This window comes from Demequina ureilytica (assembly GCF_048553575.1).
Lineage (GTDB): Bacteria > Actinomycetota > Actinomycetes > Actinomycetales > Demequinaceae > Demequina.
The window spans coordinates 410,560-435,912 of record NZ_JBLZIE010000003.1 but is presented as its reverse complement, the minus strand read 5'-3'; the positions used below and the strand labels follow the sequence as shown (position 1 = coordinate 435,912).

Annotated in this window: 23 protein-coding genes and 3 tRNA genes; 13 read left to right on the top strand and 13 right to left on the bottom strand. The window is 68.1% G+C overall.

Annotation, left to right across the window (positions count from 1 at the left end):
* Positions 1–95: 95 nt before the first annotated feature.
* Both ACNI3K_RS11505 and ACNI3K_RS11500 read right to left on the bottom strand, forming a co-directional pair.
* Positions 96–1,373, bottom strand: a complete 1,278-nt coding sequence (locus ACNI3K_RS11505; protein ID WP_419392034.1) for an HRDC domain-containing protein — start codon at positions 1,371–1,373, stop codon at positions 96–98.
* Complete coding sequence (locus ACNI3K_RS11500; RefSeq protein WP_419392033.1) at positions 1,370–1,930, bottom strand: DUF3000 domain-containing protein; 561 nt, start codon at positions 1,928–1,930, stop codon at positions 1,370–1,372. The genes ACNI3K_RS11505 and ACNI3K_RS11500 overlap by 4 nt, the downstream gene beginning before the upstream one ends.
* 102 nt (positions 1,931–2,032) lie before the next feature.
* Here ACNI3K_RS11500 and gnd point away from each other — a divergent pair, with 102 nt between their 5' ends.
* Together gnd and ACNI3K_RS11490 are read left to right on the top strand one after the other, a co-directional pair.
* Positions 2,033–3,469, top strand: a complete 1,437-nt coding sequence (gene gnd / locus ACNI3K_RS11495) for an NADP-dependent phosphogluconate dehydrogenase (protein WP_419392032.1) — start codon at positions 2,033–2,035, stop codon at positions 3,467–3,469.
* The gene (locus ACNI3K_RS11490; protein WP_419392031.1) at positions 3,436–4,710 is read left to right on the top strand and encodes a carboxylate--amine ligase; all 1,275 of its coding nucleotides are present in this window, start codon (positions 3,436–3,438) and stop codon (positions 4,708–4,710) included. Before gnd ends, ACNI3K_RS11490 begins: the two co-directional genes overlap by 34 nt.
* Before the next feature lie 25 nt (positions 4,711–4,735).
* On the opposite strand, the gene ACNI3K_RS11485 is transcribed toward ACNI3K_RS11490, so the two are convergent.
* Positions 4,736–5,521 (bottom strand): dihydrofolate reductase family protein, encoded by a 786-nt coding sequence (locus ACNI3K_RS11485; RefSeq protein ID WP_419392030.1) that lies wholly within the window; start codon positions 5,519–5,521, stop codon positions 4,736–4,738.
* Here ACNI3K_RS11485 and zapE point away from each other — a divergent pair.
* The gene (zapE, locus tag ACNI3K_RS11480; RefSeq protein ID WP_419392029.1) at positions 5,520–6,512 is read left to right on the top strand and encodes a cell division protein ZapE; all 993 of its coding nucleotides are present in this window, start codon (positions 5,520–5,522) and stop codon (positions 6,510–6,512) included. The genes ACNI3K_RS11485 and zapE overlap by 2 nt on opposite strands.
* On the opposite strand, the gene ACNI3K_RS11475 is transcribed toward zapE, so the two are convergent.
* The gene (locus ACNI3K_RS11475; protein WP_419392028.1) at positions 6,469–7,077 is read right to left on the bottom strand and encodes a hypothetical protein; all 609 of its coding nucleotides are present in this window, start codon (positions 7,075–7,077) and stop codon (positions 6,469–6,471) included. The genes zapE and ACNI3K_RS11475 overlap by 44 nt on opposite strands.
* Before the next feature lie 231 nt (positions 7,078–7,308).
* On the opposite strand from ACNI3K_RS11475, the gene ACNI3K_RS11470 reads away from it, so the two are divergent.
* The gene (locus ACNI3K_RS11470; RefSeq protein WP_419392027.1) at positions 7,309–7,491 is read left to right on the top strand and encodes a hypothetical protein; all 183 of its coding nucleotides are present in this window, start codon (positions 7,309–7,311) and stop codon (positions 7,489–7,491) included.
* On the opposite strand, the gene ACNI3K_RS11465 is transcribed toward ACNI3K_RS11470, so the two are convergent.
* The 4 genes from ACNI3K_RS11465 to ACNI3K_RS11450 form a co-directional block, all read right to left on the bottom strand.
* Positions 7,488–8,357, bottom strand: a complete 870-nt coding sequence (locus ACNI3K_RS11465; protein WP_419392026.1) for a PPK2 family polyphosphate kinase — start codon at positions 8,355–8,357, stop codon at positions 7,488–7,490. The two genes, ACNI3K_RS11470 and ACNI3K_RS11465, sit on opposite strands and share 4 nt — an antisense overlap.
* Before the next feature lie 2 nt (positions 8,358–8,359).
* Complete coding sequence (treZ, locus tag ACNI3K_RS11460; protein ID WP_419392025.1) at positions 8,360–10,087, bottom strand: malto-oligosyltrehalose trehalohydrolase; 1,728 nt, start codon at positions 10,085–10,087, stop codon at positions 8,360–8,362.
* 11 nt (positions 10,088–10,098) lie between these two features.
* On the bottom strand, positions 10,099–12,612 hold the full coding sequence (gene treY, locus ACNI3K_RS11455) for a malto-oligosyltrehalose synthase (RefSeq protein WP_419392024.1): 2,514 nt from the start codon (positions 12,610–12,612) through the stop codon (positions 10,099–10,101).
* Positions 12,613–12,677: 65 nt separating this feature from the next.
* Positions 12,678–13,121: an Ohr family peroxiredoxin gene (locus tag ACNI3K_RS11450; protein ID WP_419392023.1), complete on the bottom strand. Its 444-nt coding sequence runs from the start codon at positions 13,119–13,121 to the stop codon at positions 12,678–12,680.
* Positions 13,122–13,255: 134 nt separating this feature from the next.
* Between ACNI3K_RS11450 and ACNI3K_RS11445 the strand changes: the two genes are divergently transcribed.
* The 6 genes from ACNI3K_RS11445 to ACNI3K_RS11420 all read left to right on the top strand — a co-directional run bounded on the left by ACNI3K_RS11445 (position 13,256) and on the right by ACNI3K_RS11420 (position 20,816).
* Positions 13,256–13,813, top strand: coding sequence for a TetR/AcrR family transcriptional regulator (locus ACNI3K_RS11445; RefSeq protein WP_419392022.1), 558 nt, complete (start codon positions 13,256–13,258; stop codon positions 13,811–13,813).
* A gap of 159 nt (positions 13,814–13,972) precedes the next feature.
* Complete coding sequence (locus ACNI3K_RS11440) at positions 13,973–16,438, top strand: response regulator (RefSeq protein WP_419392021.1); 2,466 nt, start codon at positions 13,973–13,975, stop codon at positions 16,436–16,438.
* Positions 16,438–16,869, top strand: coding sequence for a response regulator (locus ACNI3K_RS11435; RefSeq protein WP_419392020.1), 432 nt, complete (start codon positions 16,438–16,440; stop codon positions 16,867–16,869). Before ACNI3K_RS11440 ends, ACNI3K_RS11435 begins: the two co-directional genes overlap by 1 nt.
* Entirely contained in the window at positions 16,869–19,058 is a 2,190-nt protein-coding gene (locus ACNI3K_RS11430; protein ID WP_419392019.1) for an EAL domain-containing protein, read from the top strand. Before ACNI3K_RS11435 ends, ACNI3K_RS11430 begins: the two co-directional genes overlap by 1 nt.
* Positions 19,059–19,102: 44 nt before the next feature.
* Entirely contained in the window at positions 19,103–19,702 is a 600-nt protein-coding gene (locus ACNI3K_RS11425) for a DUF1684 domain-containing protein (protein WP_419392018.1), read from the top strand.
* A gap of 157 nt (positions 19,703–19,859) precedes the next feature.
* Complete coding sequence (locus ACNI3K_RS11420; RefSeq protein WP_419392017.1) at positions 19,860–20,816, top strand: diguanylate cyclase domain-containing protein; 957 nt, start codon at positions 19,860–19,862, stop codon at positions 20,814–20,816.
* Positions 20,817–20,847: 31 nt separating this feature from the next.
* On the opposite strand, the gene ACNI3K_RS11415 is transcribed toward ACNI3K_RS11420, so the two are convergent.
* Positions 20,848–21,732, bottom strand: coding sequence for a metallophosphoesterase (locus ACNI3K_RS11415; RefSeq protein WP_419392016.1), 885 nt, complete (start codon positions 21,730–21,732; stop codon positions 20,848–20,850).
* 245 nt (positions 21,733–21,977) lie between these two features.
* Between ACNI3K_RS11415 and ACNI3K_RS11410 the strand changes: the two genes are divergently transcribed.
* Positions 21,978–22,349 carry a nuclear transport factor 2 family protein gene (locus ACNI3K_RS11410; protein WP_419392015.1) on the top strand — a complete coding sequence of 124 codons (372 nt, stop codon included), beginning with the start codon at positions 21,978–21,980 and terminating at the stop codon, positions 22,347–22,349.
* A 53-nt stretch (positions 22,350–22,402) separates the two neighbouring features.
* Here the strand turns inward: ACNI3K_RS11410 and ACNI3K_RS11405 are convergent.
* The 3 genes from ACNI3K_RS11405 to ACNI3K_RS11395 all read right to left on the bottom strand — a co-directional run bounded on the left by ACNI3K_RS11405 (position 22,403) and on the right by ACNI3K_RS11395 (position 22,654).
* A tRNA-Val gene (locus ACNI3K_RS11405) sits at positions 22,403–22,474 on the bottom strand.
* Between the two features lies 1 nt (position 22,475).
* Positions 22,476–22,546 (bottom strand) — tRNA-Cys (locus ACNI3K_RS11400).
* 36 nt (positions 22,547–22,582) lie between these two features.
* Positions 22,583–22,654, bottom strand: a tRNA-Gly gene (locus ACNI3K_RS11395).
* Between the two features lie 128 nt (positions 22,655–22,782).
* Between ACNI3K_RS11395 and ACNI3K_RS11390 the strand changes: the two genes are divergently transcribed.
* Both ACNI3K_RS11390 and ACNI3K_RS11385 read left to right on the top strand, forming a co-directional pair.
* Positions 22,783–23,886 (top strand): chorismate-binding protein, encoded by a 1,104-nt coding sequence (locus ACNI3K_RS11390; protein ID WP_419392014.1) that lies wholly within the window; start codon positions 22,783–22,785, stop codon positions 23,884–23,886.
* Positions 23,887–23,936: 50 nt separating this feature from the next.
* Positions 23,937–24,755 (top strand): aminotransferase class IV, encoded by an 819-nt coding sequence (locus ACNI3K_RS11385; protein WP_419392013.1) that lies wholly within the window; start codon positions 23,937–23,939, stop codon positions 24,753–24,755.
* Positions 24,756–24,995: 240 nt separating this feature from the next.
* On the opposite strand, the gene ACNI3K_RS11380 is transcribed toward ACNI3K_RS11385, so the two are convergent.
* Positions 24,996–25,340 carry a hypothetical protein gene (locus ACNI3K_RS11380; RefSeq protein ID WP_419392012.1) on the bottom strand — a complete coding sequence of 115 codons (345 nt, stop codon included), beginning with the start codon at positions 25,338–25,340 and terminating at the stop codon, positions 24,996–24,998.
* Positions 25,341–25,353: the final 13 nt, after the last annotated feature.

Genomic DNA, 25,353 nt, shown 5'->3' with positions numbered 1-25,353 from the left:
GTGTGGCACGTGGGGCACACGGGAGGTGCACACCAGCCCCACGCATCACACACTTCACACTCGCGTGAGGATTGCGACGTTGGCGCGGGAGAGAACTACTCGGAACCCTCGTCTTCGGTAGGTGCGTCGGCGTCCGCATCTTGAGCGTCCTCGGCGTCTTCGAAGGCATCGGCGAGCAGTGGAGCGATGAGCTCGATCTGCCACGCTCGCGCGCCCCGGCTCGCCAGGAACTCGCGAATCCACTCCTCACCGCCTGAGCGGTACTCCCAGCAGCACCGGCGTAGCGCGTCGGGCTGGAGGAGGTTCTCTGCAGGAATCGACAGGCGCTCCGAGTCGGCCGCGACCGCCTCCCGCGCGAAGTTGAGGCGTGCGGCCGCCTCGGGCCGCTTGTCCTTCCAGATGCGCGGCTGCGGAGGGCCGTCGCCGCGGGGACCGCGCTTGGCCGGCAGCTTCGACTCAGGAAGCGCCATCGCGGCCTCGATCGCCGGATACCAGAAGGAGGCGCGCCGCTTCGTGCCCTTCGACTGCCACTCGCGGATCTTCACCAGCTCGTCGATGCTGCGGGGCTTGGCCTGGGCGGCCGCGGTGATCGCGGCGTCCCTCAGGACACGGCCAGGCGAGATGTCGCGGTTCTGGGCATCCTGCTCACGCGCCTCCCAGAGAGACTTCACGATGGCGAGCCCGCGCTGATCCCGGACCTGGGCCGAGCCCGACGTGCGGCGCCAGGGGTCGACCTTCGGCGGCGGCGGGGGAGCGGTGCGCACCGCCTCGAACTCCTCGCGCGCCCAGGCGATCTTGCCCGCCTCGACGAGGTGAGCGTGCAGACCGTCGCGCAGCTCGAGCAACACCTCGACATCGAGGGCGGCGTACGTGAGCCACGCGGGCGGCAGCGGACGAGTGGACCAGTCCTGTGCCGAATGCTCCTTGGCGAGCGAGAAGCCGAGCTCCCGCTCGACGACCGCCGCGAGGCCCACCTTCGGCCACCCCAGCAGGCGCGCAGCCAGCTCGGTGTCGAAGATGGAGGCGGGGGTGAGTCCCAGATCGCGCATGCCGGGTAGGTCCTGGCTGGCGGCGTGGAAGATCCACTCGGCGTCGCCAAACGCGTCGTTGAGAATCGACAGGTCCGGCACCGCATCGGTGTCGATCAGGGCGATGCCTGCACCCTCGCGCTTGAACTGCGCGAGGTAGGTCGCCTGGCCGTAACGAAAGCCCGATGCACGCTCGGCGTCCGCGGCGATGGGCCCGGTGCCGGCAGCGAACCGCTCGGCCATCTCGGCGAGGGCCTCCGGGGTCTCAATCACGTCGGGCACTCCGTCGGCAGGGATGCGCAGCGGGGTGGAGGTGGACTCCTCGTCGGGAGCGTCGTCGGTCACAGCTTGCCTCCTGGCAACACGGATACGCCTTCGGGTACGGGGGGCACGCCTGCGCACGAGGCCATCAGCTCGGTCCATGCGGCAATGTGGGGTGCTAGGTCGGTGTCGATGGGGGTCCACGAGACTCGCAGTTCGACCTGCACCTCGGAGCGGCGTGTCGAGAGTTCGCCGAAAGACTCGTTGACGGTCTTGGTGACGGTGCCGCCGCTCGCGCGGTGAGGGACGGACTGCAATGCGTCGTCGAGCCACGACCAGGCGGCCTGGGCCCACAGATCGTCCGTGCCGACCTCGGCATCCACCTGCGCCTTGACCAACGCCACCACGCGGAACACCCCTTCCCACGCATCCTGACCGTCAGGATCGTGCAGCACCACGAACCGCCCGCTCGCCTCAGCGTCGGGAGATTCCACTCGGCCATCGATCGCGGCCGCGAACGGCGCGATGCGCGATGGCGCGGGCGTCTCGGTGAGCACCACGTCGCCCCGGGTGCGCGCATGCGCGAGAGACCGCAAGGCCTCTTGGAATGCCGGCGGCGCCGATGCAAGATCGCGGGCCATGCCCTGAGCCTAGGTGCGTGAGGGCGACGGCCCAGGTTCGCCACGCGGCGACCCTCTACTAGGCTGGCTGCGTACCCCGACGCTCACGAAAGGCACGCGAAAATGGCTCTTGCTCAGATCGGTGTGACTGGACTTGCGGTGATGGGCCGCAACCTGGCCCGCAACTTCGCCCGCAACGGGTTCACGGTGGCGGTGCACAACCGCTCCCCTGAGAAGATGCGCTCGCTGGTCGACGACCACGGGGACGAGGGTACGTTCATCGGGTCCGAGTCGCTCGAGGACTTCGTGGCGTCGCTGGAGAAGCCGCGCAAGGTCGTAGTGATGGTGCAGGCGGGCGGTCCCACTGACGCGGTCATCGACTCGCTGACCTCACTGCTGGACGAGGGCGACATCATTGTCGATGCCGGCAACGCGTTGTACACGGACACCATGCGCCGCGAGGCCGCTCTCAAGGAGAAGGGCCTGCTCTTCGTCGGCTCCGGCGTGTCCGGTGGCGAAGAGGGCGCGCTGCTCGGCCCGTCGATCATGCCGGGCGGCCCGGCCGAGTCGTACAAGACGCTCGGCCCGATCCTTGAGAAGATCTCCGCCAAGGCTGAGGACGGCACCCCATGCTGCGTCCACATCGGCCCCGACGGCGCCGGCCACTTCGTCAAGATGGTGCACAACGGCATCGAGTACGCGGACATGCAGCTCATCGGCGAGGCGTATGACCTGCTGCGCCAGGGCCTCGACCTCGAGCCCGCCCAGATCGCTGACATCTTCGCCGAGTGGAACCAGGGCGACCTGGAGTCCTTCCTCATCGAGATCACTGCCGAGGTGCTGCGTCAGACCGATGCGCGCACCGGCAAGGCGCTCGTCGACGTGATCAAGGACGAGGCGGGCCAGAAGGGCACCGGCCGCTGGACCGTCAAGTCCGGGCTCGACCTTGGCGTGCCCATCACCGGTATCGCCGAGGCGACGTTCGCCCGCGCCATCTCGTCGCAGGTCGCGCAGCGCCAGGCCGCCCGTGGCGTGCTTGCCGCCCACACTGAGCCGTTCGCGCTCGAGGACCGCGACGCGTTCATCGAGGATGTGCGGCTCGCGCTGTACGCCTCGAAGGTGGTCGCCTACGCGCAGGGCTTTGACCAGATCCGTGCCGCCTCCGAGGAGTACGGCTGGGACATCAAGCTGGGCGACATGGCGAAGATCTGGCGTGAGGGCTGCATCATTCGCGCGCGTTTCCTCGACCGCATCACCGAGGCCTTCGAGCGCGATGCGGGCCTGCCGAGTCTGCTCGTCGACCCGTACTTTGTCGACGCGGTCGCGAATGGCGTCTCGGCGTGGCGCCGGGTGGTCGCGCAGTCCGCTCTCACGGGCGTGCCGGCACCCGCCTTCGCCTCCTCGCTGGCGTACTACGACTCGCTGCGCGCGGAGCGACTGCCCGCCGCACTGATTCAGGGCCAGCGCGACTTCTTCGGCGCGCACACGTACAAGCGCAATGACGTCGACGGCACGTTCCACACGTTGTGGTCCGGGGATCGCACGGAGGTGGAGGCCTGAGCGCTCCGCCGCAGTCACCGGCCGTTCCGGTCCCCGTCGTCATCGGCGGTGACATCGGGGCGTACGCGCTGCTGCGGGCGTTCCACGACCGCTACGACGCTCGCGGGGTGGTGGTGTCTCGGCTCGAGTCGCGCGCCTTCGCCCGCACGCGGATCGCTGACGTGCGCATCGCGGACGTGGAGAATGCCGATGCGCTGGTCGAGTCCCTCGTCGCTCTCGCCCACGAGCGCGAGGGCGAGCGCTTGGTGCTGCTGTCCAACGCGGATTGGTATGTCGAGTCCATCATCGCGGCGCGCGAACGGCTCGAGCCTCTCTACGAGATCCCCATGTGCTCGCTCGAGGCCTTCGAGCGCGTGTCCTCCAAGGAGGCGTTCCAGGCCGACTGCGAGGCTCTCGGCATTCCGGTGCCGCAGACGGTCCCGGTGCGCTTCGTGGATGGCCAGCCGGCCCCCGACGGTGAACTGGACTCCCTGACCTACCCGGTGATCGGCAAGGCGAGCTCCTCTGCGGAGCATCACTATGCCGAGTACCAGGGCAAGAAGAAGGTGCAGCACCTCGTCAGCCGCGCGGAGGTCGACGACCTACTGGCGCGCATCGCGGGCTCGGGATTCGCGGGCACCTACCTGCTGCAGGAATTCATCCCGGGCGACGAGACGCAGATGCGCTCGCTCACCGCCTACCGGGACGCACGGGGCACTGTCACGATGATCTGCACAGGCCGCGTGCTGCTTGAGGAGCACACGCCGGGAACGCTCGGCATCCCCGCCGCGATCCTGACCGAGCCGTACACGGACGCGATGGACGCGATGGAGCGTTACCTCGAGCGCGTGGACTACCGCGGCTTTGCCAACGCCGACTACAAGCGCGACCCGCGCACCGGCGAGCACGTGTTCTTCGAGGTCAACCCGCGCATCGGCCGCAACAACTGGTACGCGACGTGCGCTGGCGCCGACCCCGCCGAGCACGTGATGGCGGACCTTGACGGCGAGGAGCGCCAGCAGTTGCGCGCCACTCGCGAGGTGCTCTACTCGGTGGTGCCGCTCCGGCTGCTGACCCGATACCTGCTGGACAAGGACCTGCGCACCCGTGTGGTGCGCGCTGCCAAGCGAGGCATCGCCCGGCCGCTGCACAACCCTGCCGACGCTTCCCCCCGTCGGCGCGCGGTGATCGCGCTGCTCACACTCAACTACCGGCGGAAGTATAAGAAGCACTACCCGGAGGCCACGGCCACGGGTCACTGACCCCGCTTGAGCGGTGGACGTGGCGCTAGCGGGAAGCGGTCCAGCGTTCGATGGTGAACTCCCCGCCGGACAGCTGGTGCGCCAGCTTCATTGCTGCGGGCACCTCGGGGATCTGCTTGGCTGTCTCGGCACCCTCGACGTCCGCCGTCGTCAGGCAATACTCGTCGACGAGGCCACGCGACAGCATGCGGGTCGCGAGCGTTGGGCCGCCCTCGCACAGGACCCGCGTGAGCCCTCGAGAGTTCAGCTCGCGCACCAGCGTGCGTGGGGAGATGTCGGTGCCTCCCACCTCGATCACGCGTGACGCCCACGGACCTCCGAGCGCAGCGGCGCGGGATCCGGCCACCGTCACGACCCAGGTGGTCGAGGGATCGAGCCCGGGTGGCAGGATTCCCGAGCGAGTGACGATCGCGAGGTGCGGCTGACGGTAGCGGAGCGATGAGCGTGCGGCGGCGAGGGCATCGGGCAGGGCGATGTCGCTGTAGCGCTCGCGCCGGGCTGTCTGCGCACCCACGAGGACCACGTCCGCGACTGACCTCAGCGTGTGCAAGACGCGCAGGTCCGCGGGTCCGCCCAGGGACCGTGACGAGCCGTCCGGCCCTGCCGCGCGGCCATCACGGGAACGGATCATGCCGAGTCGCAACACGCCCGGACGGTGAGCGTAGAGGGCGCGCAGCGCCTGCTCCGAGTCGTCCGGCGGGATGTCCTCGCCCGGAGGAGAGACCCTCCTCAGGGTCGCCTCCGTGCTTGCCTGCCCCACCGGCTCTCCTGTCCCTGATCGACTCTTCTCGTCAGTAGTCTGTGGTGTCATGACCGCCCGCCTCGTCGGACGCCGGCCGCACGTCGAGCCAGAGGCTCTGATCGCCGCCCTCGTCCCCCCGCGACACTTCGCGGGCGCCTCGTTTTCATCGTACGTCCCGGACCCTGACTTCACGTCTCAGCAGGAGGCGCTCGAGAAGGCTCGCGCGTTCGCTCGCGGTGTGGGTCGCCGCGGCCTGGGACCGTTGCGGCGATCCAGCGGCGGCACGGGCCTGTACCTCGACGGCGGGTTCGGCGTCGGCAAGACTCACCTGCTGGTCTCCATGGCGAAGGAGGTCGGGGAGCGGGCAGCGTTCGGGACCTTCGTTGAATACACCAGCCTGGTGGGGGCCATGGGTTTCCAGGCGACGCGCCAGGCCCTTCAGCAGTTCGCTCTCGTGTGCATCGACGAGTTCGAGCTCGACGATCCGGGCGACACCGTGCTGATGGCGCGCCTCATGCGCGAGCTGGCCGATGCGGGGGTCGCGCTGGCGGCGACGTCCAACACGGCGCCGGGCTCGCTGGGGCAGGGCCGCTTCGCGGCGGACGACTTCAAGCGCGAGATCCAGGCGGTGTCCGGGGTGTTCGAGGTGGTGACGATCGACGGCCCCGACTATCGCCACCGCGGCGACCTGGCGTTTCCGCGCCCCGCGACCGTCGACCAGGTGCTCGAGGCATGCGCGGGGGACGGCGGGGCGTGCGAGGAATGGTCGGCGCTCATGGAGGACCTGCGGCATGTCCACCCCAGCCGCTTCGGCGCGTACGTGGACGGCGTCTCCGTGCTTGGCCTGAGAGGAGTGAAGCCGCTCCCTGACCAGGCGCAGGCGCTGCGCCTCGTGGCGCTGGTGGACCGGCTGTACGACCGCGACGTGCGTATCGTCGCCTCGGGCCATTCGCTCGCGGAGATCTTCTCGCAAGACATGCTGCGCGGCGGTTATCGCAAGAAGTACCTGCGCGCTCTCAGCCGTCTGCTCGCGATGGTGGCGGGAGAAGGCGGGGGCTAGCAGGGGAGGCGGTGCGGGAGGCGAGGAGGCACGCGGCCGCCGCCGCGAGCCACCCCCATCCGAGGCCTGCGCTGGGCTCGAGCCCTGGCGGCCCTCCCGCGGCCGCGAGCACGGTCTGTGACTGGAGCCACGTGGCCAGCGGCACGACTGCACCCGCGCATGCCGCGGCAGCGCTCCACGTGCGCCATGCGCGCCGGATCCCCCACGAGCGGACGGCTCCGGCGGCCCGCAGCGACAGGATCATGCGAGAGGCGCCGAGGAGGGCGATCCCGATCGTGACGAGGGTTGCGACGAGCGCGAGCCGAGTCATCGATCGGTCCGCGATGGAGTCGACGAGCCAGAAATGGAAGACGCCCTCACCGGCCGCCCCCTCGATCCAGCCTGTGGCCTCAGGCATCGGGGGGTCTTGCCCGTGCCACGTCACGCGTGCCGTGCCCGTGGGCCGGGTGAGTCCGTTGGCGAAGTAGATGACTGCCAGCCCCCAGGGAACGATGCTGGCCCAGGTGAGGGCGAGAAAACCCGGGGTCTTCGACTCTGCCGCGGCGGCGTGGAAGGTCATCGCCATGATCGACCGCGTGGGTGAAGAGATGGCGCGAGCCCTTGCTTCCGATTCACCGTGATCCCCCGATGCATAGCGCGCTGTTCATGTGCCGACCGCCCCGTCGCTGCCGTCGCGCGGTTCCGACGCTAGCACCAGCCGCTGTGGTTCGGCCCCGTCGCCGAGCCATGCCGCGCGGAGCACGCGCATGCCTGGTAGACAGGAGTTGCCACACGGGCATTGAGGGAAGGGGCCGGCATGAGCAGCAACGGCTCAGCGGCGGCAGGGGGAGGGGCCATCTACGGCCTCGGAATCTTTGGCGGGATCGTGTACTACTGGCAGGTGGCCGACGGGTTCTGGGAGCACGTGGGCGCGATCTTTCAGGGCATCTTCTGGCCCGCGTTCATGGTCTACGAGGGCTTCAGGGCGCTCGGAGGCTAGCCGCCTGATCGCCGTACCTGGGTGATCCGCGCGCGTTCCTCGTCGAGATCGTAGTCAGCGGCCGGCCACTGGAGGTCCATCTTCTCGAGAGCGGACGTGAGCAGCTCCGTGACCGCGAGCCGGGCGTACCACTTGCGCGTCGAGGGGATCACGTGCCAAGGCGCCGCGGCGGTGGACGTGCGGTCGAACACTGCCTGGAAGGCCTCCATGTACGCGGGCCAGTGGGCGCGCTCGTCCAGGTCTGCCGGACTGTACTTCCAGTGCTTGTCCGGCCGGTTCAGGCGCTTCTCGAGCCGGTCGAGCTGCTCCTCCTGCGACACCATGAGTGCGCACTTCACGATGGTGGTGCCGCTTTCCGTCAGGCGTCTCTCCCACTCGTTGATCTCGTCGTAGCGGCCCTCCCAGGTGCCGCGGGGGACGAGCTCGTGGACGCGAGCGATGAGCACGTCTTCGTAGTGCGACCGGTCGAAGACGCCAATGTGCCCCGCCTTGGGCAGCGCCTTCTCGATGCGCCACAGGAAGTGGTGCTCGAGCTCCTCCTCGGTCGGAGCGCCAAAGCCCCGCGCCTGGACGCCCTGAGGGTCCACCATTCCCAGGACGTGGCGCACGATCCCGCCCTTGCCGGCGGTGTCCATTCCCTGGAGCACGAGTAGAAGTGACCGATCGTCTCCCACCCGGCCCCCCGCGAACAGCCGTTCCTGGAGCTCCGCGAGGTGCTCGCCCCGGTGCTTTCGTATGCGCTTGCCGTCCTGCTTCGAGCCCGCGAAGCCGGGCTTGCCGGTGGGATCGAAGCCCTCGATGCGAAAGCCCTCGCTCACCCGGAGCGCCGAGGTGGGATGCTCGTCCCAGTGGTGGCTGGCCGCCATATTCAGGTCGCGGGAACCACGGCGACGGCGTCGGGAGCGAGAAGCAGCTCATCGTCGCCCGACTCGGTGACGTCGCCGAAGACCGCCACCGGTGACGCTGCGCGGACAGTGACGGCGGCGTCCGAGAGATTCGCGTGCACCGTGAGCGGCCCGTGCATGGTCAGCACGCGCGGCGCGGACTCGCTGGCTCCCGCGGGGTGGGCGGCCCACGCCTCGCGCGAGTCGACGCGGGGGCGCAGCGCCATGAGCTGCGACACCCAGGCCCGGACTGCGTCATTGCCGGCACTCGACGACCCGATGCCGGAGCCGAGCTTCGAGCGCAGGAACGTGGTGCGGTCCTGCGGGTCGGGTACGTGCACCTCGCCGCCGTAGAGATCCTCCCAGCCGTGCCCCGCGAACTCGCTCATGCGGCCTTCGGATACGGCACTGCCGAGCGGCTCGTCGTGATCCGTGAAGAACATGAAGGGGCGCGTCTCGCCGTACTCCTCGCCCATGAACAGCATGGGAGTGAAGGGGCTGAGCAGCACCAGCGCGAGGGACGTCGCCTGAGCACCGGGGGACAGGGACGATGCGGGCCGATCACCGATGGCCCGGTTGCCCACCTGGTCGTGGTTCGACGCGCACACCACGAATCGGCGGCGGTCGACCTCGGCAGGCACGGGCGCCCCCCACTCACGGTCGCGGAAGGGCGAGAACGTGCCGTCGTGCCAGAACGCGTCCCGGAACACCTTGTCGAGTGCCTTGATGCTGCCGAAGTCGACGTAGTAGCCGTGCCTCTCGCCGGTGAGGTACGAGTGGATGGCGTGGTGGACATCGTCCGCCCACTGCGCCGTCATGCCCAAGCCGCCTTCGGCGGTGGGCGTGATCATGCGCACGTCGTTGAGGTCGGACTCGGCCACGAGCGACAGCGGCCGCCCCACGCGCTCCGAGAGCGTGGCCGTGTCGTCTGACAGCTGGGCCAAGATGTGCGGCTCCGAGTCGTCCTGCAGCTCGTGCACGGCGTCCAGGCGCAGGCAGTCGATGCGGAAGTCGTCGAGCCAGCGCGAGACGTTGTCGCGGATGAACTCTCGCATGCCGTCGGCGTGCGCCTGGTCGAGATTGACGGCCCACCCCCACGGAGTCTCGTGCGCGTCCGTGAAGTAGGGGCCGAACTTGCTCAGGTAGTTCCCGTCCGGCCCGAGGTGGTTGTAGACCACGTCGAGGCATACGCCCAAGCCTGCCCGGTGCGCGGCGTCGACGAACCGCTGCAGCGCGGCCGGGCCGCCATAGGCCTCGTGGACGGCGTACAGGGCCACGCCGTCGTATCCCCAGCCGTGGCGGCCGGGAAAGCCCGCGACGGGCATGAGCTCGACGATGTCCACTCCGGTGGCCTTGAGGTCCGGAAGCTGCACGATCGCCGCGTCGAGAGTGCCGGTGGGTGTGAAGGTGCCGACGTGCAGCTCGTAGAAAACCTTGCCGAGCACGTCGACGCCATTCCAGCCCTCGTCCTGCCAGCGGTGCAGCCCGGTCTCGAACACGCGGGACGGTCCGTGGACCCCGTACGGCTGCTGCGCCGAGCGCGGGTCGGGCCACGGTCCGTCGCCGTCGACCTCGTAGGCGTAGTCGGTCCCGTGCGGCAGCTCCGGTCCGCTCCACCAGCCGTCCTCGCCCCGCTCCATCGGCTCGCGGGAGCGCTCGGAGTCGGGCGCACCGATCACTGCCACCACCGCATCGGCCGTGGGAGCCCACACTCGCGCGCGCATCAGATGGCCACCAGGAGCGCGACCGGCATGGCGGGCAACAGGTCATGGAGGTCGACGTTGCCGCCCTCATGCTCGCGGCCGGACAATACGTCCCTCCAGCGGCCCTCGGGAAGCGTCACGGTGTGCTCACGCCACCCGCCGAGCTTCTCGAGGTCGAGGCCCAGGCGGGTCGCGACGGTGATGACCTTGGGCTCGTCGCCGTCCGTGCGTGCGTAGACGACGGCATGGCCGGAGGATGCGGCCAGCGGGTGATAGCCCGCGTGCTCGCCGATGAACGCCTCGGGATGGTCGCGGCGGGCCTGCACGGCCCGGGCGGTGACCAGCAACTTCTCCTCGTCGAGGGACTTGGGCTTGGCGCGCCCCGTCACTTTGCGCAGGGCCGATGCGCGGGCTGAGAAGTCCACCGGGCGCCGGTTGTCGGGGTCGACGAGCGACGGCGCGACCATCTCGGTGCCCTGATAGATATCGGGAACGCCGGGCATGGTCAACTGGATGAGCTTCATGGACAGGATCGCGGCACGCGTGCCGACGGAGACCGCCTTGTGCCATTCGAGGACGATCTCGCGGATCGCGGGATCGGCGTGAGTGGACTGCGCGAACCACAGCATGGCCGACTCGTAGTCGGCGTCGACGGCGGTCCAGGTCGTGTGCGTCTTCGACTCACGCATGGCTTTGATGAGGTAGCCCTCGAGCCGGTCCCAGTCCATGAGACCGTGTTCGTCCGACGTGCCCACCAGGGTCTGCCACCACAGGTTCTCCATGCGGCCATCGAGCAGTGCAGGGCGGATCCGCGACGCGGCCTCCTGCAGGTGAGTCACGGTGACATCCCAGTCGTCGGCCGCCTCGGACAGCACGCCTAGGCGCGCCCGAACGTCCTCCGAACGCTTGGTGTCGTGGGTGGTGAGGCAGGTCATGGCGTGGGGGAACGCGAGCTGCTGCTCGTCGGCCCACGCGTGGAAGGTGGCGGGCGGGAGCGCAAAGCGCCCGGCAGGGGAGCCGACCTCGCACAGCGGTAGCAGGTGCGTCCAGCGGTAGTACGCGGTGTCCTCGACGCCCTTGGCCATGACGGCGCCGCAGGCCTGCTGGAAGCGGGTGATGAGTTCGCGACGGTTGGAATCGTCGGTGCGTCCGGCGGAGCCCACCTCGGCGCCCTTGAGGAGGTCCACGACCACCTCGAGCGTCTCGTGGCGCTCGGGGTCGAGCTGTACCTGAGCGCGCTCGGCGGCGTGGTCGATGGCCTCGAGCGACGGCGGCTTGGGAGGCACTCCCGCGACGACGTAGGCGCGGTAGCGGTCGAACTCCACGAGCAGCGTGCGCAGGCAGTCGTATAGCGACCGCCACGTGTGGTCGCGCAGTCGCACGTCCGTGTGGCACACGGTGTGCGCGATGGTCGCGAGGCGGTGCACCTCGCTCGACAGCGACTCCTTGACGATCTCGAGCTTTGCCTCCGAGATCATGTCCGGCAGCGTGCCCATCGCGTCGCCCGTGAGCCTGTGCAGCGTGCCCGCGAGCGGGGACGAGCCTGCTGGATCGCGCAGCAGTGCGCCCACGCGCCATGCGGCGTCGTAGCCGGTGGTACCCGCGGTGCGCCACGAGCGCGGAAGCTGCTCGTCACCCTCGAGAATCTTCTCGACGACGATCCACGCGCCGTCGGTCGCGTCGTGGAGGCGAGCAAGGTAGCCCGCCGGGTCGGCGAGGCCGTCAGGGTGGTCGATGCGCAGGCCCTGCAGGGTTCCGTCCTTGATGAGGTCCACGATCACCCGATGAGTCGCCTCGAACACGTCCTCGTCCTCGACACGAACGGCCACGAGCGAGCCGACGTCGAAGAACCGACGGTAGTTGAGCTCCTCGTTCGCCACGCGCCAGTAGGCGAGGCGGTAGTACTGCTGGTCCACGAGGTCTGCCATGGGAAGGTTCTCGGTGCCCGCGCGCACGGGGAAGACGTGCTCGTAGTAGCGGAGCACGTGCACCTCGCCGGCCTCCTCGAAGCCCGGGACCACCATCGTGTCGAGGTGGAGCTCGTCAGCGGCGAGCACCGTGCCGATCCGCTGGCCGAGCACCGGCATGAGCACCGGGTCGCCGCCGGACCAGTCGACGTCGAACCAGTGCGCGTGGTCGGATTCCTCGCCGTGGGCGAGCACCGACCACAGCGCCTTGTTGTGATAAGCCGGGGTAGGCACGGCCATGTGGTTCGGGACCACGTCGGCGATGAGCCCGACGCCGCGCTCGCCCGCCTTCCAGGACAGCTCGCGCAGGCCCTCGACTCCGCCGAGCGACTCCGCAATCCGGGAGTGGTCGACGACGTCGTAGAAGTGGGTCGAGCCAGGGGACGCCTCGAGGATGGGCGACAGGTACAGATGGCTCACGCCCAGCTCGACGAAGTAGTCGAGGTGCTCTGCCGCGTCCGCGAACGTGAAGTCCGCGTTGAGCTGGAGCCTGTAGGTGGAGTTCGGTACCGGTGCGTCGAGCCTGTGCCCGGCCCTGCGCGTGCGTTCGTGAGTGGCGTCGGTCATCGAGTCGCGTCCCCGTTCGTTGCGGTCATCGCCATCATCCCAGATCCGCCGGGACGCGCGTTGCCTCAGCCGGTGGTAACCGTGACCTCGACGGGGATATTTCCGCGAGTGGCATTGGAGTAGGGGCACACCTCGTGAGCCTTGTCTGCCACCCGGCGTGCGGTCTCGTCGTCCACGCCGACCACGCCGACCACGTGGACCTCGAGGGTCACGGCGAGACCGAAGCCTCCAGTCAGACCGAGCGGGCCGATCCCCACCTTGCCGGTCACCGTCGAGTCCTGAACCTTCACCTTGAGCTGCTTCGCCGCCTGACCGATGGCCGAGTTGAAGCACGCGGCGTAGCCGGCGGCGAACAGCTGCTCCGGGTTGGTCCGCTCCGCTTGTCTGAAGGGCTTGGGGGTCGCGAGGTCGAGGTCCAGCAGCGCGTCGTCCGTGGCGACGTGGCCGTTGCGGCCATCTCCGGTCGCGGTCGCGGTGGCGGTATAGAAGACCTTGGGCTTGGTGGTCATGGGAGTCACGGTTCCGTTCTGCCGGGTGTCGCCACCTGTCGGGAGCAAACACAGTGCGGTACTAGTCAGTCTACGTAGCAACGCGGGTAGCCTGGAAGGCATTCCCGACGGGTATCGAGACGGAGGCGGCCACGGTGGAGAGCACGATGCGAGGACGAGCCCGCGAGGCCATCCTCAGCGCCGCGATCGCCGAATTTAACGCGCACGGCATCCGCGCGGTGAGCGCGGACCGCGTGATCGCCGATGCCGGGGTGTCGAAGGTGACGTTCTACCGACATTTCCCTACGAAGGACGAGTTGGTGGTGGCGTATCTCGAGGCGGAGCTCGAGCGCGTGCAGCGGGCGGTCGCCGATGCGGGACCGGGGCACAGCCCTGGGCAGTGGTCCACTGCGCTCGCGGAGGAGATCTGCCGACCGGGCTTTCGCGGGTGCCCCTTCATCAACGCGGCCGCAGAGTATCCGGATCCTGACCACGCGGTGCGTGAAGTCGTCGACCGGTTCCGGTCGTGGATGATCGGTGCGATCACTGCCGCGCTAGTCGCTCAGAGCATCGCCGAGCCCGAGCACGTGGCATGCCAGATCATGATGCTGCGCGACGGTGCGCTCGTGGAGGGGTACGTCTCTGGGAACCCCCAGCGGGTGGCCCGTGAGCTCGCGGCAGGCGTCGACGCACTGGTGGCAGCGACCCTCTGAGGTCCGGGCCACGAGGGTGACGTTGGTCTCACCGCCTGAGCACATTGGTCTGCGCGGCCGTAGAGTGCGGACCTTGGAGGTGGTTGTGGTGGCATCAGCCCTGCAGCACGTGACCGCACGAACCCCCTGGGCCGTAGGCCCACTGAGCTCGGCCAGCAGGTGACGGCCGCCGACGACACGCGCGCCACGAAGATCAAGACCGTTGCATTGCAGGATGCGATCTTCGAGAGCGCCTACTTCTCGAGCATCGCCACCGATGAGCACGGTGTCATCCAGATCTTCAACGTGGGCGCGGAGCGCATGCTCGGCTACACGGCGGAGGACGTGGTCGACCGGGTCACTCCCGCGGACATCTCTGATCCTGACGAGCTCGTGGCGCGCGCCGCGTCGCTGAGCGCCGAGCTGGACACCACGATCACGCCTGGCTTCGAGGCCCTGGTATTCAAGGCGTCTCGTGGCATCGAGGACATCTACCAGCTCACATACGTCCGCAAGGACGGCAGCCGTTTCCCGGCAATCGTGTCTGTGACCGCGCTACGGGACACCGAAGGCGAGATCATCGGCTACCTGCTCATCGGGTATGACAACACCGCGCGCCGGGAGGTCGAGGCGCAACAGGCGCTGCTCGACCAGCGGCTGCGGGACCAGCAGTTCTACACACGCTCCCTGATCGAGTCGAACATCGATGCGCTGATGACGACGGACCCGCGCGGCACCATCACTGACGTCAACGAGCAGATGATCGTGCTGACCGGACGCAGCAGGGAGGAGCTGATCGGCACGCCGTGTCGCACCTTCTTCACAGATCCTGACAACGCCGATGCTGCGATCGCTCGTGTGCTCACGGAGAACAAGGTCGCCGACTACGAGCTCACGGTCCGGGCGCGCGATGGCAAGGAGACCGTTGTCTCGTACAACGCGGCGACCTTCTACGACCAAGAGCGCACGCTGCAGGGCGTCTTCGCCTCGGCGCGCGACGTCACGGACCTCAAGGAGTCCGAGCGCACGCTCACCGAGAAGAACCTCGAGCTCGAGCGGGCGAGCCAATTGAAGTCCGAGTTCCTTGCCACGATGTCACACGAGCTGCGGACGCCCCTCAACGCGATCATCGGCTTCTCCGAGGCACTGCGCGACGGCCTCATGGGTGACATGACGGCGAGCCAGCAGGACTACATCGGCGACATCTTCACCAGCGGACAGCACCTGCTGTCGCTGATCAACGACATCCTCGACCTGTCGAAGGTCGAGGCGGGAATGATGCAGCTCGAGCTCGAGCACGTCGACGTGCACGAGTTGCTCAGCAGCAGTCTGTCGATCGTGCGCGAGAAGGCAGCGTCGCAACAGGTGACGGTAGACCTCGAGATAGCGGACGGCATCGGCTCGCCGATCCTTGACCCGCGCAAGACCAAGCAGATCGTCTACAACCTGCTCTCCAACGCCGTGAAGTTCAGCCCAGCGGGAGGCCGCGTGGTGATGAGCGTGCGGACTGCGCCGGCGGCCGAGGTGGGACGCCTCACCGGACCTTGGCCCGCTTACGCATTCCCGGTAGCTGAGGGTGCACACGACGCGTTCGTCGAGATCAGCGTCAAGGACCAGGGCATCGGCATCCTGGAAGCGGACCTGGAGAAGCTCTTCCACGCGTTCAGCCAGATCGACAGCAGCTTGGCGCGGCAGTTCGAAGGTACCGGTCTCGGTCTCGCCATGGTGAAGGAACTGGCCGAACTGCACGGCGGAACCGTCGCCGTCGCCAGCGCCCCCGGCGAGGGGGCTGAGTTCGTGGTGTGGCTACCGCTACTCCATAGCGCTGAGCCGCTGCCCGTGTTCGCTGACATGCCCGCCGAGAGCACGGGGGCCGCATTCAGGGGTCTCACCGCGCTGGTGGTGGAGGACGATGACGCGTCCGCAGAACTCATACGGGTCCTGCTCGAGGCTGAAGGGTTCTGCGTGGTCCGCGCGTCGAGCGCTGAAGAGGCTCTCCTCGTCGCCCCGCAGCACACGCTGAGCCTCATCACGCTCGACATTCACCTTCCGGGCATGGACGGCTGGGAACTTCTTGCCCTCATCGGGCTCGATCGCGCGTTGGCACAGGTGCCGGTTGTGGTCGTCACCGGTGACGTCGCGAGCAACCTGGCCCTGGCCTCGGGTGCCGCCGCCATCCTGCACAAGCCGATCAGCCGCAGCGCGCTGAGCGCGTCGCTTGCGGAGCACGGGTTGCATGAGGACCAGACGGTGACGAAGACGGTGCTGGTCGTCGACGACGATCCCAAGGCTGTCGAAGTGATCGCCGCTTTTCTGCCGCGCCCCGCCTATGCCGTCGTGCGTGCCTACGGGGGCGCCGAGGCGATCGCGCTCGCCAAACGGCTGAGTCCCGACCTCGTGCTCCTCGATCTGATGATGCCGGAGGTGACCGGGTTCGACGTCGTCGAGGCACTCCAAGCTGATTCCCGGACCGCAAGGATCCCGATCCTCGTGGTGACAGCGAAGACCGTCACCTCGCACGACAGGGCTGCCCTGGACGGCGTGGACGGCCCGATCCAGGTGGTGCAGAAGGCCGGCTTCGATCGCCACCAGTTCATGGCTCACGTTCGTCAGGCGCTGCCGGACACCGCCCGCGAGGTGGTGTGATGGCCGCGATACTGGTGATCGAGGACAATCCGGCCAACATGAAGCTTGCGACCTTGCTTCTTGAGCACGCAGGGCACACGGTGCTGTCGGCTGAGGACGCAGAATCAGGCCTGGCCCTGGCCCGGAGCGACGTGCCGGACCTCATCATGATGGACATTCAGCTGCCCGGCATGGACGGCTACGAGGCCACCTCGATCCTCAAGAGGGACCGCGAGACGGCCGCCATTCCGGTCATCGCGCTGACGGCACTGGCCATGAAGGCGGATGAGGAACGCAGCCATCTTGCCGGCTGCGACGCGTACATCGCCAAGCCATTGCGGCGCGCGGAGCTGTACGCGGTCACTGACCGACTGTTGGCGGCATCGTCGGCCAGCGCTGACGGGGAAGACACCGCCGCATCGCGGCCTGAGGACGACCACGGGCCCAGCTGATGGGGTCCCGCGCCACAATCCTGATCGTCGACGACGAGCCGATGAACCGCAAGCTCCTGGAGACCCTGCTGCGGCCGGAGGGTTACCGGACGCGCACCGCGGGCAGTGGGGTCGACGCCCTGGTGTCCGTCATGCAGCTGCCGCCTGACCTGATCCTGCTCGACGTCATGATGCCCGGAATGGACGGGTACGCCGTGGCGCGCACGCTCAAGAGCGACCCGGCGACTGCCGGGATTCCCATCATCATGCTGTCCGCGCTTCGCGACCCCGATGCGCGGCTCAAGGGACTGGAGGCGGGAGCCGAGGACTTCCTGACCAAGCCCGTGGACCGGGCCGAGTTGTGGCTTCGGGCGCGAAACCTGCTGAGACTCAAGGAGATGACCGATGCGCTGGCGAAGCAGAGTGCCGACCTCGAGCGACAGGTCAACGAGCGCACCGCAGAGCTCCATCGCCTCGCTCACTTCGACTCGCTGACGGGACTGCCCAACCGCGCGCTCTTCAAGGACACGCTGGAGAAGACCCTTGCGCTGAGTGTCCAGCAGGGCTGCGGCGTGGCGCTCCTATTCATCGACATCGACGACTTCAAGACGGTCAATGACACGAGGGGCCACTCGACTGGCGACACCCTCCTGCTGGAGGTAGGGGAACGGCTGCGACGTTCGGTACGCATCCGGGACACCGTCGGTCGGTTGGGTGGTGATGAGTTCGGCGTGATCCTGCTGCTTGAAGACGGCCAGGGCGGCGCCGCGCGCGTGGCGCAGAAGGTCACCGAAGCGATGCGTGCGCCGTTCGTTCTGGACGGCACGGACGTCACTGCGAGCGCGAGCATCGGGATCGCGCTCAGTCCGGACGACGCGGGACGGCCCGAGCTGCTGCTGCAGTACGCCGACACAGCGATGTACACGGCCAAGCAGGCAGGTCGGAACACCTACCGGTTCTCGACGGCAGCGATGAACTCTGAGGTACAGGCCCGGGTGCGGCTCGAGACTGCGCTACGGGCAGCGGCCATGGAGGAGCAGTTCGTGCTGCACTTCCAGCCCAAGGTTCACCTGATGACGGGTCGGATCACGGGCTTCGAAGCACTCTTGCGGTGGGACAGCCCCGAGCGTGGGCTCGTGTCGCCAGCAGAGTTCATCCCCGCTCTCGAATCGACGGGGCTCATCGTGCGCGTGGGACGGTGGGTCATCGACGAGGCGTGCCGACAGCTTGCCGCGTGGGGCGGGACCTCCTTCGACGGACTATCCCTCTCCGTCAATGTCTCCGGACGGCAGCTGTCGGAAGGCGATCTCCGGGACGACGTCGCGGAGTCGTTGGCAAGGCACAGAGTTCCAGGGGCTTTGCTCGAGCTGGAGATGACGGAGAGCATGATGATGGTGAACACCGAGCACACCATCCGTACTCTTCATGACATCAAGGACCGGGGCGTACGCATCTCTGTCGATGACTTCGGCACGGGATACTCGAGCCTTGCCTACCTCCGGCGGTTCCCGATCGATGTGCTGAAGATAGATGTCGCGTTCGTCAGTGACATCACGAAGAGCGCGCAGGACGCCGCCATCGCGCTGGCGATCATCCGAATGGCGCACGACCTGAGTCTCGACGTGGTGGCGGAGGGCGTCGAGACCGCGGCGCAGTTGGAGTTCCTGCGCACGCACGGCTGCGATCTGATGCAGGGGTACTTCTTCAGCCGCCCCCTCCCACTGGCCGACCTCGAGACGCTGGTCACTTCTGGCCCGATGCTGAAGCCGAGGAAGGAGCCTGCCTCCGAACCCAACTCGGTGCTGCTCCTTGGCGAGGACTCGGTAGAGATGGTCACGCTCAAGTCGAAGCTGGCGCGTGATGGCTACCGTGTGCTGTCGGCGGCGTCGACCGACGAGGGGTTGGCCGTCTTGGCCGACAACCCTGCGCAGGTCGTGGTCTGCGACCAGCCTACGGGCGCCCGCGGCGGCTTCCTCCACCACGCACGGCAGTTGTATCCGGAGATGCAGCGGATCGTCGTGAACGGCAGCGGGGACGTCGTCACCCTGACCGACGCGATTAACCGGGACGCCATCCACGGCTACTTCACCTCACCGTGGGATCCCGTCGTCGTGGACCACGCGGTCTTCGACGCGTTCCGCGCGCTTGCCACTGGTATGGAACCCGAGGAGTCGCTCCTTACCGCGACGACCCGCGCCGATCGTTCCTGACACTCGTGTCGGCGCCCTGTAGCGCTCACGGGTAGCGTCAAGGGATGAACTATTCGTGGCATGTGCGCGACTGGCGCAGGCAAGTGTTCGATCTCTATGCCGCGGTGCGCGCGGAGGCGAACCCCGCCTCGGCGCATGGGCTATGGGCCGACGGCCGCGACCGGTTGCTTGCCACGCACCCTGCGACGCCCGTGCCCGTTCACGACCGCGAGGGCTTCCGCGCGCGCATGGCTCTGTATGACCCGGAGTACCGCTTCGAGGTCGCTGTCGAGCCGGCTGAGCCTGAACGCCGCGAGGTGCCCACGCCGAGCGACGGGCTCGTGCCGTTCGAGCGCATCGGCCGCGTGGCGCTACCCGGGTTGGGGAGCCTCGACGTGTGGTGGCTGGACTCCTACGGCGGCGGAGTGTTCCTGCCGCTGCGCGACGGGGGAGCGGGGGATAGCACGTACGGTGGCGGCCGGTACGTGCTGGACACGGTCAAGGGCGCGGACCTGGGCGGCGACGCGGACTCGCTTGTGATCGACCTCAACTTTGCCTTCCAGCCCTCGTGCGCGTACTCGAGCGACTGGGTGTGCCCCCTGCCGGGTCCGGGGAACCGCCTCGATGCGCGCGTGGACGTGGGGGAGCTGGTGCAGACCCCGTAGTCCAAGCATTGTGCGGTTGCTCACGTCCACTGAAGCCCTGCGTATCCCGGTGATAGCGTCGCGGGACGGGTGAAGTGTTGAGGAGCGGCATGGTCTGTTGGGTGGTGGTGGCGCGGAGTCGGCTGCGTGCTGCGGCTCTAACGGCGCCGGCGAGCTCATGACCACGCGCGAGCCGCTGGCGGTCGAGCTGCAGCGAGGCCTGCTGGTGAACGTCGTGGACCAAGTGGGAGAGGGCGTTGCCGTCTTCGACATGGAGGACACGGTCGTCTATGCGAACGCGGCCCTGGCCGATATCCAGGGCACCAGCGTCGACCACATCATCGGGCAGCCCCTGAGCGCCTTCATCCCGGAGCCTCCCCCGGGAGCAGAGGAGGAGCGCGCCGCCGCAGAGCAGTCGGGCGACGGACTCCTGCGTGCGCGAATGGTTGCGCGACGCGTCGATGGCAGTCCCGTCGACGTCGCAATCACGGTCTCCCCGCTGCACGACGACGATGGCGAGCAGATCGGCAGGATCGTGATCGTCCGCGACATCACGTTGCGCCGCGTGCTCGAAGACCAGCTGGAGCGCGCAGCCCTGCACGACCCGCTCACCGACCTGCCGAACCGGCGGCTGTTGTCCGACCGCCTCGAACATGCTCTCGATCGAGCGGCGCGGAGTGGGAGGTCCCTCGCAGTCCTGTTCATCGACCTCGACGGGTTCAAGGCTGTGAATGACGCTTACGGCCACGACGCGGGTGACGAGATCTTGCGTCAGACTGCAGATCGCCTCCGAGAGTGCGTACGCCAGGAGGACACCCTGGCGCGCATGGGCGGCGACGAGCTCGTCGTCCTGCTCGAGGAAGTGGCCAATGCCAACGAGCCGTTGCAGACCGCGCACCGTCTGCTCCGGGCGATGGAGCCTCCGTTCACCATCGGCGATTCGCGCATGACGATCACTGCGAGCATCGGCGTCGCCCTCGGAGCCGCCGGCTCCCAGAGAGCCCTGTTGCACGCTGCAGATGAAGCGATGTACGCGGCAAAGCGATCGGGACCGGGCCGAATCGTGGTGACGTCGATGGAGGCGGTCGCGGCGGACGCGAGGCCGGACGCGAGTCCTAAGGGCCCCAAATCCTGAAACGTCCTGCGGACGCGCCCGCATACACGCGTCATCCAGGGGTCAGTTCGAACACCACGAGTTGAGGCGCGGCGTTGATCCTCATCGGCACGATGCTGAACCCGATCCCGCACGAGACGAATAGGCGGTTCCCGTCGGCGCCATATGACGAGGGTGCCCAGCCGTCGACAACGACCTTCTCCTCCTGCGTCAGGCCCATGTACGACCACCCGGGGGAGCCGGGCAGCGCGATCTGTCCGCAATGGGTGTGCCCGGCCGCCGCCAACGGCGCGGAGCCGGCGGGTAGTTCGGGGAACGCGGTCGGGTTGTGCATGAACACCATGCGCGATGCCTGGTCAGGCACGTGCGCGAGAGCCGTCTGCACGTCGGTCAGCCCCGGACGGGTGGCGGCGAGGCCCGCCAGGTGAAGATCGCCGTCGCCTTCGGTGTCGTTCTGCGGCGTGGGCAGGACTACGGCCTCGTTCTGCAGCACGGTGATGCCCATGTCCTCGAGGGCGATCTCGAGTTCCACGGCTGCCCCGGCGTGGTGATCGTGGTTGCCCAGCACAGCGAAGGTCGGCAGCCCAGCGTCGAGTAGCGGGCGCAGCAGGTCCACCACTGTCTCGACCTGCTGGGCAACGTTTGGGGACGCGCTGTAGACGAAGTCCCCGCCCAGCACGACCACGTCGGGATCCTCCTCGATGGTCTGCTCGACGATGCGCTCGACCATGGCCTCGTTCGACCACCACATGCCCACTTGAAGGTCGGAGAAGAACGCCACTTCGCTGCCTGCCCACGCCTGCGGAAGGCCGGGAATCGGAGCCGACTCGCGGCGCTGGTCGAGGATGAGCCGGGGCTCCACGGCGACGCCCCAGACGAGCAGCATCACGAGCAGCGCCGCAAGCGCCAAGGCTGTGCGGATCACGGCCTTCTTCATGGCGTTCGCACTCCCTTCAACCGTTGGCCATCGGCTACCCGCGCCCAGGGCGAGCGGTGGGGCCGCCTGCGCGGCAACGCGGCGTGCAGGGACACCACCGGCCGGTACGCGGCGTTCCGTTGGCCAGCTCACCGACCATGACTCCTGCAATCCAACCTACGCCCGCCTGGCGGGAGGCACAGCCCGAAGGGACCCGTGCGCGGCAGGGGGTGCGCTCGGTGCACGGCGTGAGGTAGACAGGAAGGATGCGGACAACGACGGATGTCATCGAATCTCATCTGCACTTGCGGAAGATCGGCGATCTCGAACGGGACCTCGCCGAGAACTATGACGACGAGGTTGTCCTGCTCTCGTGGGGCGAGGGTGTCCACCGCGGGCCCGACGGAGTCCGGCATCTCGCGACAGTCCTGAACACCTATCTCCCGGAGGGCAACTACGAGTACCACGACGTCCTCATCGAGGGCAGCTACGGGATGCTCCGTTGGACGGGCACGGCGCGCAGCGCCACCGTGCACGATGGTGCAGACTCGTATGTCGTGCAGCACGGCCGAATTGTCGCGCAGTCGATCTACTACGCCGTCTCCTACCCGGAGAATCGCGCTACCGTACGCACCTAGCACTGGCAGATACGACAAAGGCCGACCCGAAGGTCGGCCTGTCGGGACAAGAGTGGGCGATACTGGGATCGAACCAGTGACCTCTTCCGTGTCAGGGAAGCGCGCTACCGCTGCGCCAATCGCCCGAGGTGGAGATGGGATTCGAACCCACGTATACGGCTTTGCAGGCCGCTGCCTCGCCTCTCGGCCACTCCACCGTAGTGCCGCAGCCACACATAGGCTCCGGCGCTCCGAGCGGACGACGGGATTCGAACCCGCGACCCTCACCTTGGCAAGGTGATGCTCTACCACTGAGCCACGTCCGCACACGTCAAGTTTGTTGGCCTGACGAGATTGGAACTCTAGCCGACTTCTTGGCCCAACACAAAACGCCGGAGCCTTCGGCGCGGCGTTCACGAGAGGCGGTGGTCTGTGGGCCACTAGCGTGGGAGTCGTGATTCACACAGACGCTGAGCGGGCGGCGGGCAGCGCCGAGTTTCGCGGGGTACGCGCCCACGGCGTGATCGAGCACATCGACGCCCGTGCCGAGGGGCATCGGCTGGCCGAGGGCGGCTTCTGGGTCGTGGTCGGGGACTTCGACGGACGCATCGACGCGTGGCGGATGGGCGAGGTCGACTACGCCGATGCGGTCGGGGGTGAGACCCGGCCCGCGCCCCCTTCGGGGCGCGCATGGTCGGGGCCGCCGGCCGATGCATGGGAGACCTCGCTTGATCGCTCCGCGTACATGCGGGGCGTCGCGCACATCCGGGAGGACATCCGCAACGGCTCCGTCTACCAGGTGAATCTGTGCCGAGTGCTGAGCGCCCCACTGCCAGCGGGGCCGGACGGGCCTGACGCGGTGGCACTCAGCGAAAGACTCGCAATCGGCAACCCCGCTCGTCACGCCAGCCGCATCGCCATTCCCCCCAGCGGGAGCTACCCCGGCACGTGGATCGTGTCCGCGTCCCCAGAGCTGTATCTGAGCGTCGACGGCGAGAAGGTGCGGTCGTCGCCGATCAAGGGAACCGCAGCCCCGGGCACCGCGATGCTCGACAAGGACGTGGCAGAGAACGTGATGATCACGGATCTGGTGCGCAACGACCTGTCCCACGTGGCGGATCCCGGAACCGTGGCGGTGCCCGAGCTGCTTGCGGAGCACGAGCATCCGGGACTGACCCACCTGGAGTCGACTGTTGAAGCGTCGCTCGCGCCGCACTACCGCTGGACGCCTGCTATGTGGCCCGCGCTGCTCGGCGGCACCTTCCCGCCCGGGTCCGTGTCCGGCGCCCCCAAGTCCTCCGCGCTGCGCATCATCGAGCGCGAAGAGACGGCGCCTCGCGGGCCCTATTGCGGCGCGATCGGGTGGATCGACGCCGATGCGCGGCGGGCAGAGCTGGCCGTCGGCATTCGGACCTTCTGGTGGAGCGATGGGCTCTTGAGGTTCGGCACCGGCGCGGGCATCACCTGGGGGTCGGACCCGGCGGGCGAATGGGACGAGACCGAATTGAAGGCCAGACGCTTGATCGGCCTGGCATCTACCGAGATAATCGACAGATGACGGTCATCGTGTGGAGTGGGGGATCTCTTCGCGCTCCGGACGAGCCGATCGTGACCGCTACCGATCACGGTCTCACCGTCGGTGACGGGGTCTTCGAGACGCTCAGGATCCGCGATGGCCAGCCTTTCGCCCTCACCCGCCACCTCGCAAGACTGCGGTACTCGGCCGAGCGCATCGGGCTCTCAGAGCCGTCCGCGGACGAGATTCGCGGCGCCATCGACGCGGTGATGGAGGCGGGTCGGGGCCGACTCACGCGGCTGCGTGTGACCGTCACGTCGGGCCAGGGGCCCATGAGCTCGGCACGCGGAGAGGGACCGCAGACCGTGGTGGTCACCGGGGGAGAGGCTTCCCGTCCCCGCGTGTGCCACGCCGTTCGTGCACCCTGGCATCGCAACGAGCGCTCGCCGCTTACCGGCGTCAAGTCGACCTCATACGGTGAGAACGCCGTCATGGCGGCGTATGCGCGCGACAAGGGTGCTGACGAGGCGATCATGGCGAACACCCACGGCAACCTCTGCGAGGGCACCGCGACCAACGTTCTTGTCGAGATCGACGGAGAGTTGCTCACCCCGCCGCTGGCCTCGGGCTGCCTCCCGGGGATCACTCGGGGTCTGGCGCTCGAATGGGCTGCGGATGCGGGCCTACCGATCCGCGTCACCGCGCCCGGTGAACTCACCATGAGCGTGCTCGACGCCGCCATCGCGGGAGACACCCACCTCGCCGTCACCTCCTCGACCAGGGGAGTCCAGCACGTGGCGAGCCTCGACGGCCACGAGCTCGCTGCTGGGCCGCTGCTACGCCGGCTGGGAGCCCTGTTCGAGCTGAACGCCGAGCGCAACCCTGACCCAGCTCCGCGTCGCTCCTCGTAAGGGTGGATGAGAACACTCTCATCTGACTCTCCCCGGCCTCTCATGCAGGGGCAGCAGAGTAGTACTCGAACAGCCCGCTAGGGCTCGACGTGAGGAGAACATCATGGCCAAGCAGACCGCATGGATCGTCACCGGCGCACTCGGCATCGCTGCCCTGGGTACGGGAGCAGCGTTCGCGACCACCGACGGTGCCCGCCCGGATCTCGGCCCCGGCGTGGAGCTCAGCGACACCAACGACCGTCAGGGCGGGGTCGTCACCATCAGCTCGCGTATGTCGAGCGTCTCCCCAGTGAGCGTCGCCTCGTCCGCGTCGGCGGTGTCGATGAACACCGTCGCCTCGTCGCCGAGCCCGGTGTCGACCCAGAGCCCGGTCTCCCAGCCGAGTCCCGCGTCGGTGCCCAGCCCTGCCTCGGCAAACTCGCCGGTGTCGCCAGCGAGCCCGTATTCCGCGCCGAGCCCCGCCTCGGCCCCGAGCCCGGCGTCGCAGGCAAGCCCCGCATCGGCGAACTCGCCGGTGTCTGCGGACAGCCCCGAGTCCGCGGACTCGCCCCCCTCAGCAGAGTCCTCGGACTGACCCCGGACCAAAGCCCGCTCGCGC

Coding starts and splice junctions, on each gene's coding strand:
- ACNI3K_RS11500 (WP_419392033.1), bottom strand. CDS start 1,930: ATGGCCCGCGATCTTGCATCGGCGCCGCCGGCATTCCAAGAGGCCTTG.
- gnd (WP_419392032.1), top strand. CDS start 2,033: ATGGCTCTTGCTCAGATCGGTGTGACTGGACTTGCGGTGATGGGCCGC.
- zapE (WP_419392029.1), top strand. CDS start 5,520: ATGACCGCCCGCCTCGTCGGACGCCGGCCGCACGTCGAGCCAGAGGCT.
- ACNI3K_RS11485 (WP_419392030.1), bottom strand. CDS start 5,521: ATGACACCACAGACTACTGACGAGAAGAGTCGATCAGGGACAGGAGAG.
- ACNI3K_RS11475 (WP_419392028.1), bottom strand. CDS start 7,077: ATGGCGATGACCTTCCACGCCGCCGCGGCAGAGTCGAAGACCCCGGGT.
- ACNI3K_RS11470 (WP_419392027.1), top strand. CDS start 7,309: ATGAGCAGCAACGGCTCAGCGGCGGCAGGGGGAGGGGCCATCTACGGC.
- ACNI3K_RS11465 (WP_419392026.1), bottom strand. CDS start 8,357: ATGGCGGCCAGCCACCACTGGGACGAGCATCCCACCTCGGCGCTCCGG.
- treY (WP_419392024.1), bottom strand. CDS start 12,612: ATGACCGACGCCACTCACGAACGCACGCGCAGGGCCGGGCACAGGCTC.
- ACNI3K_RS11450 (WP_419392023.1), bottom strand. CDS start 13,121: ATGACCACCAAGCCCAAGGTCTTCTATACCGCCACCGCGACCGCGACC.
- ACNI3K_RS11435 (WP_419392020.1), top strand. CDS start 16,438: ATGGCCGCGATACTGGTGATCGAGGACAATCCGGCCAACATGAAGCTT.
- ACNI3K_RS11430 (WP_419392019.1), top strand. CDS start 16,869: ATGGGGTCCCGCGCCACAATCCTGATCGTCGACGACGAGCCGATGAAC.
- ACNI3K_RS11425 (WP_419392018.1), top strand. CDS start 19,103: ATGAACTATTCGTGGCATGTGCGCGACTGGCGCAGGCAAGTGTTCGAT.
- ACNI3K_RS11420 (WP_419392017.1), top strand. CDS start 19,860: ATGACCACGCGCGAGCCGCTGGCGGTCGAGCTGCAGCGAGGCCTGCTG.
- ACNI3K_RS11415 (WP_419392016.1), bottom strand. CDS start 21,732: ATGAAGAAGGCCGTGATCCGCACAGCCTTGGCGCTTGCGGCGCTGCTC.
- ACNI3K_RS11410 (WP_419392015.1), top strand. CDS start 21,978: ATGCGGACAACGACGGATGTCATCGAATCTCATCTGCACTTGCGGAAG.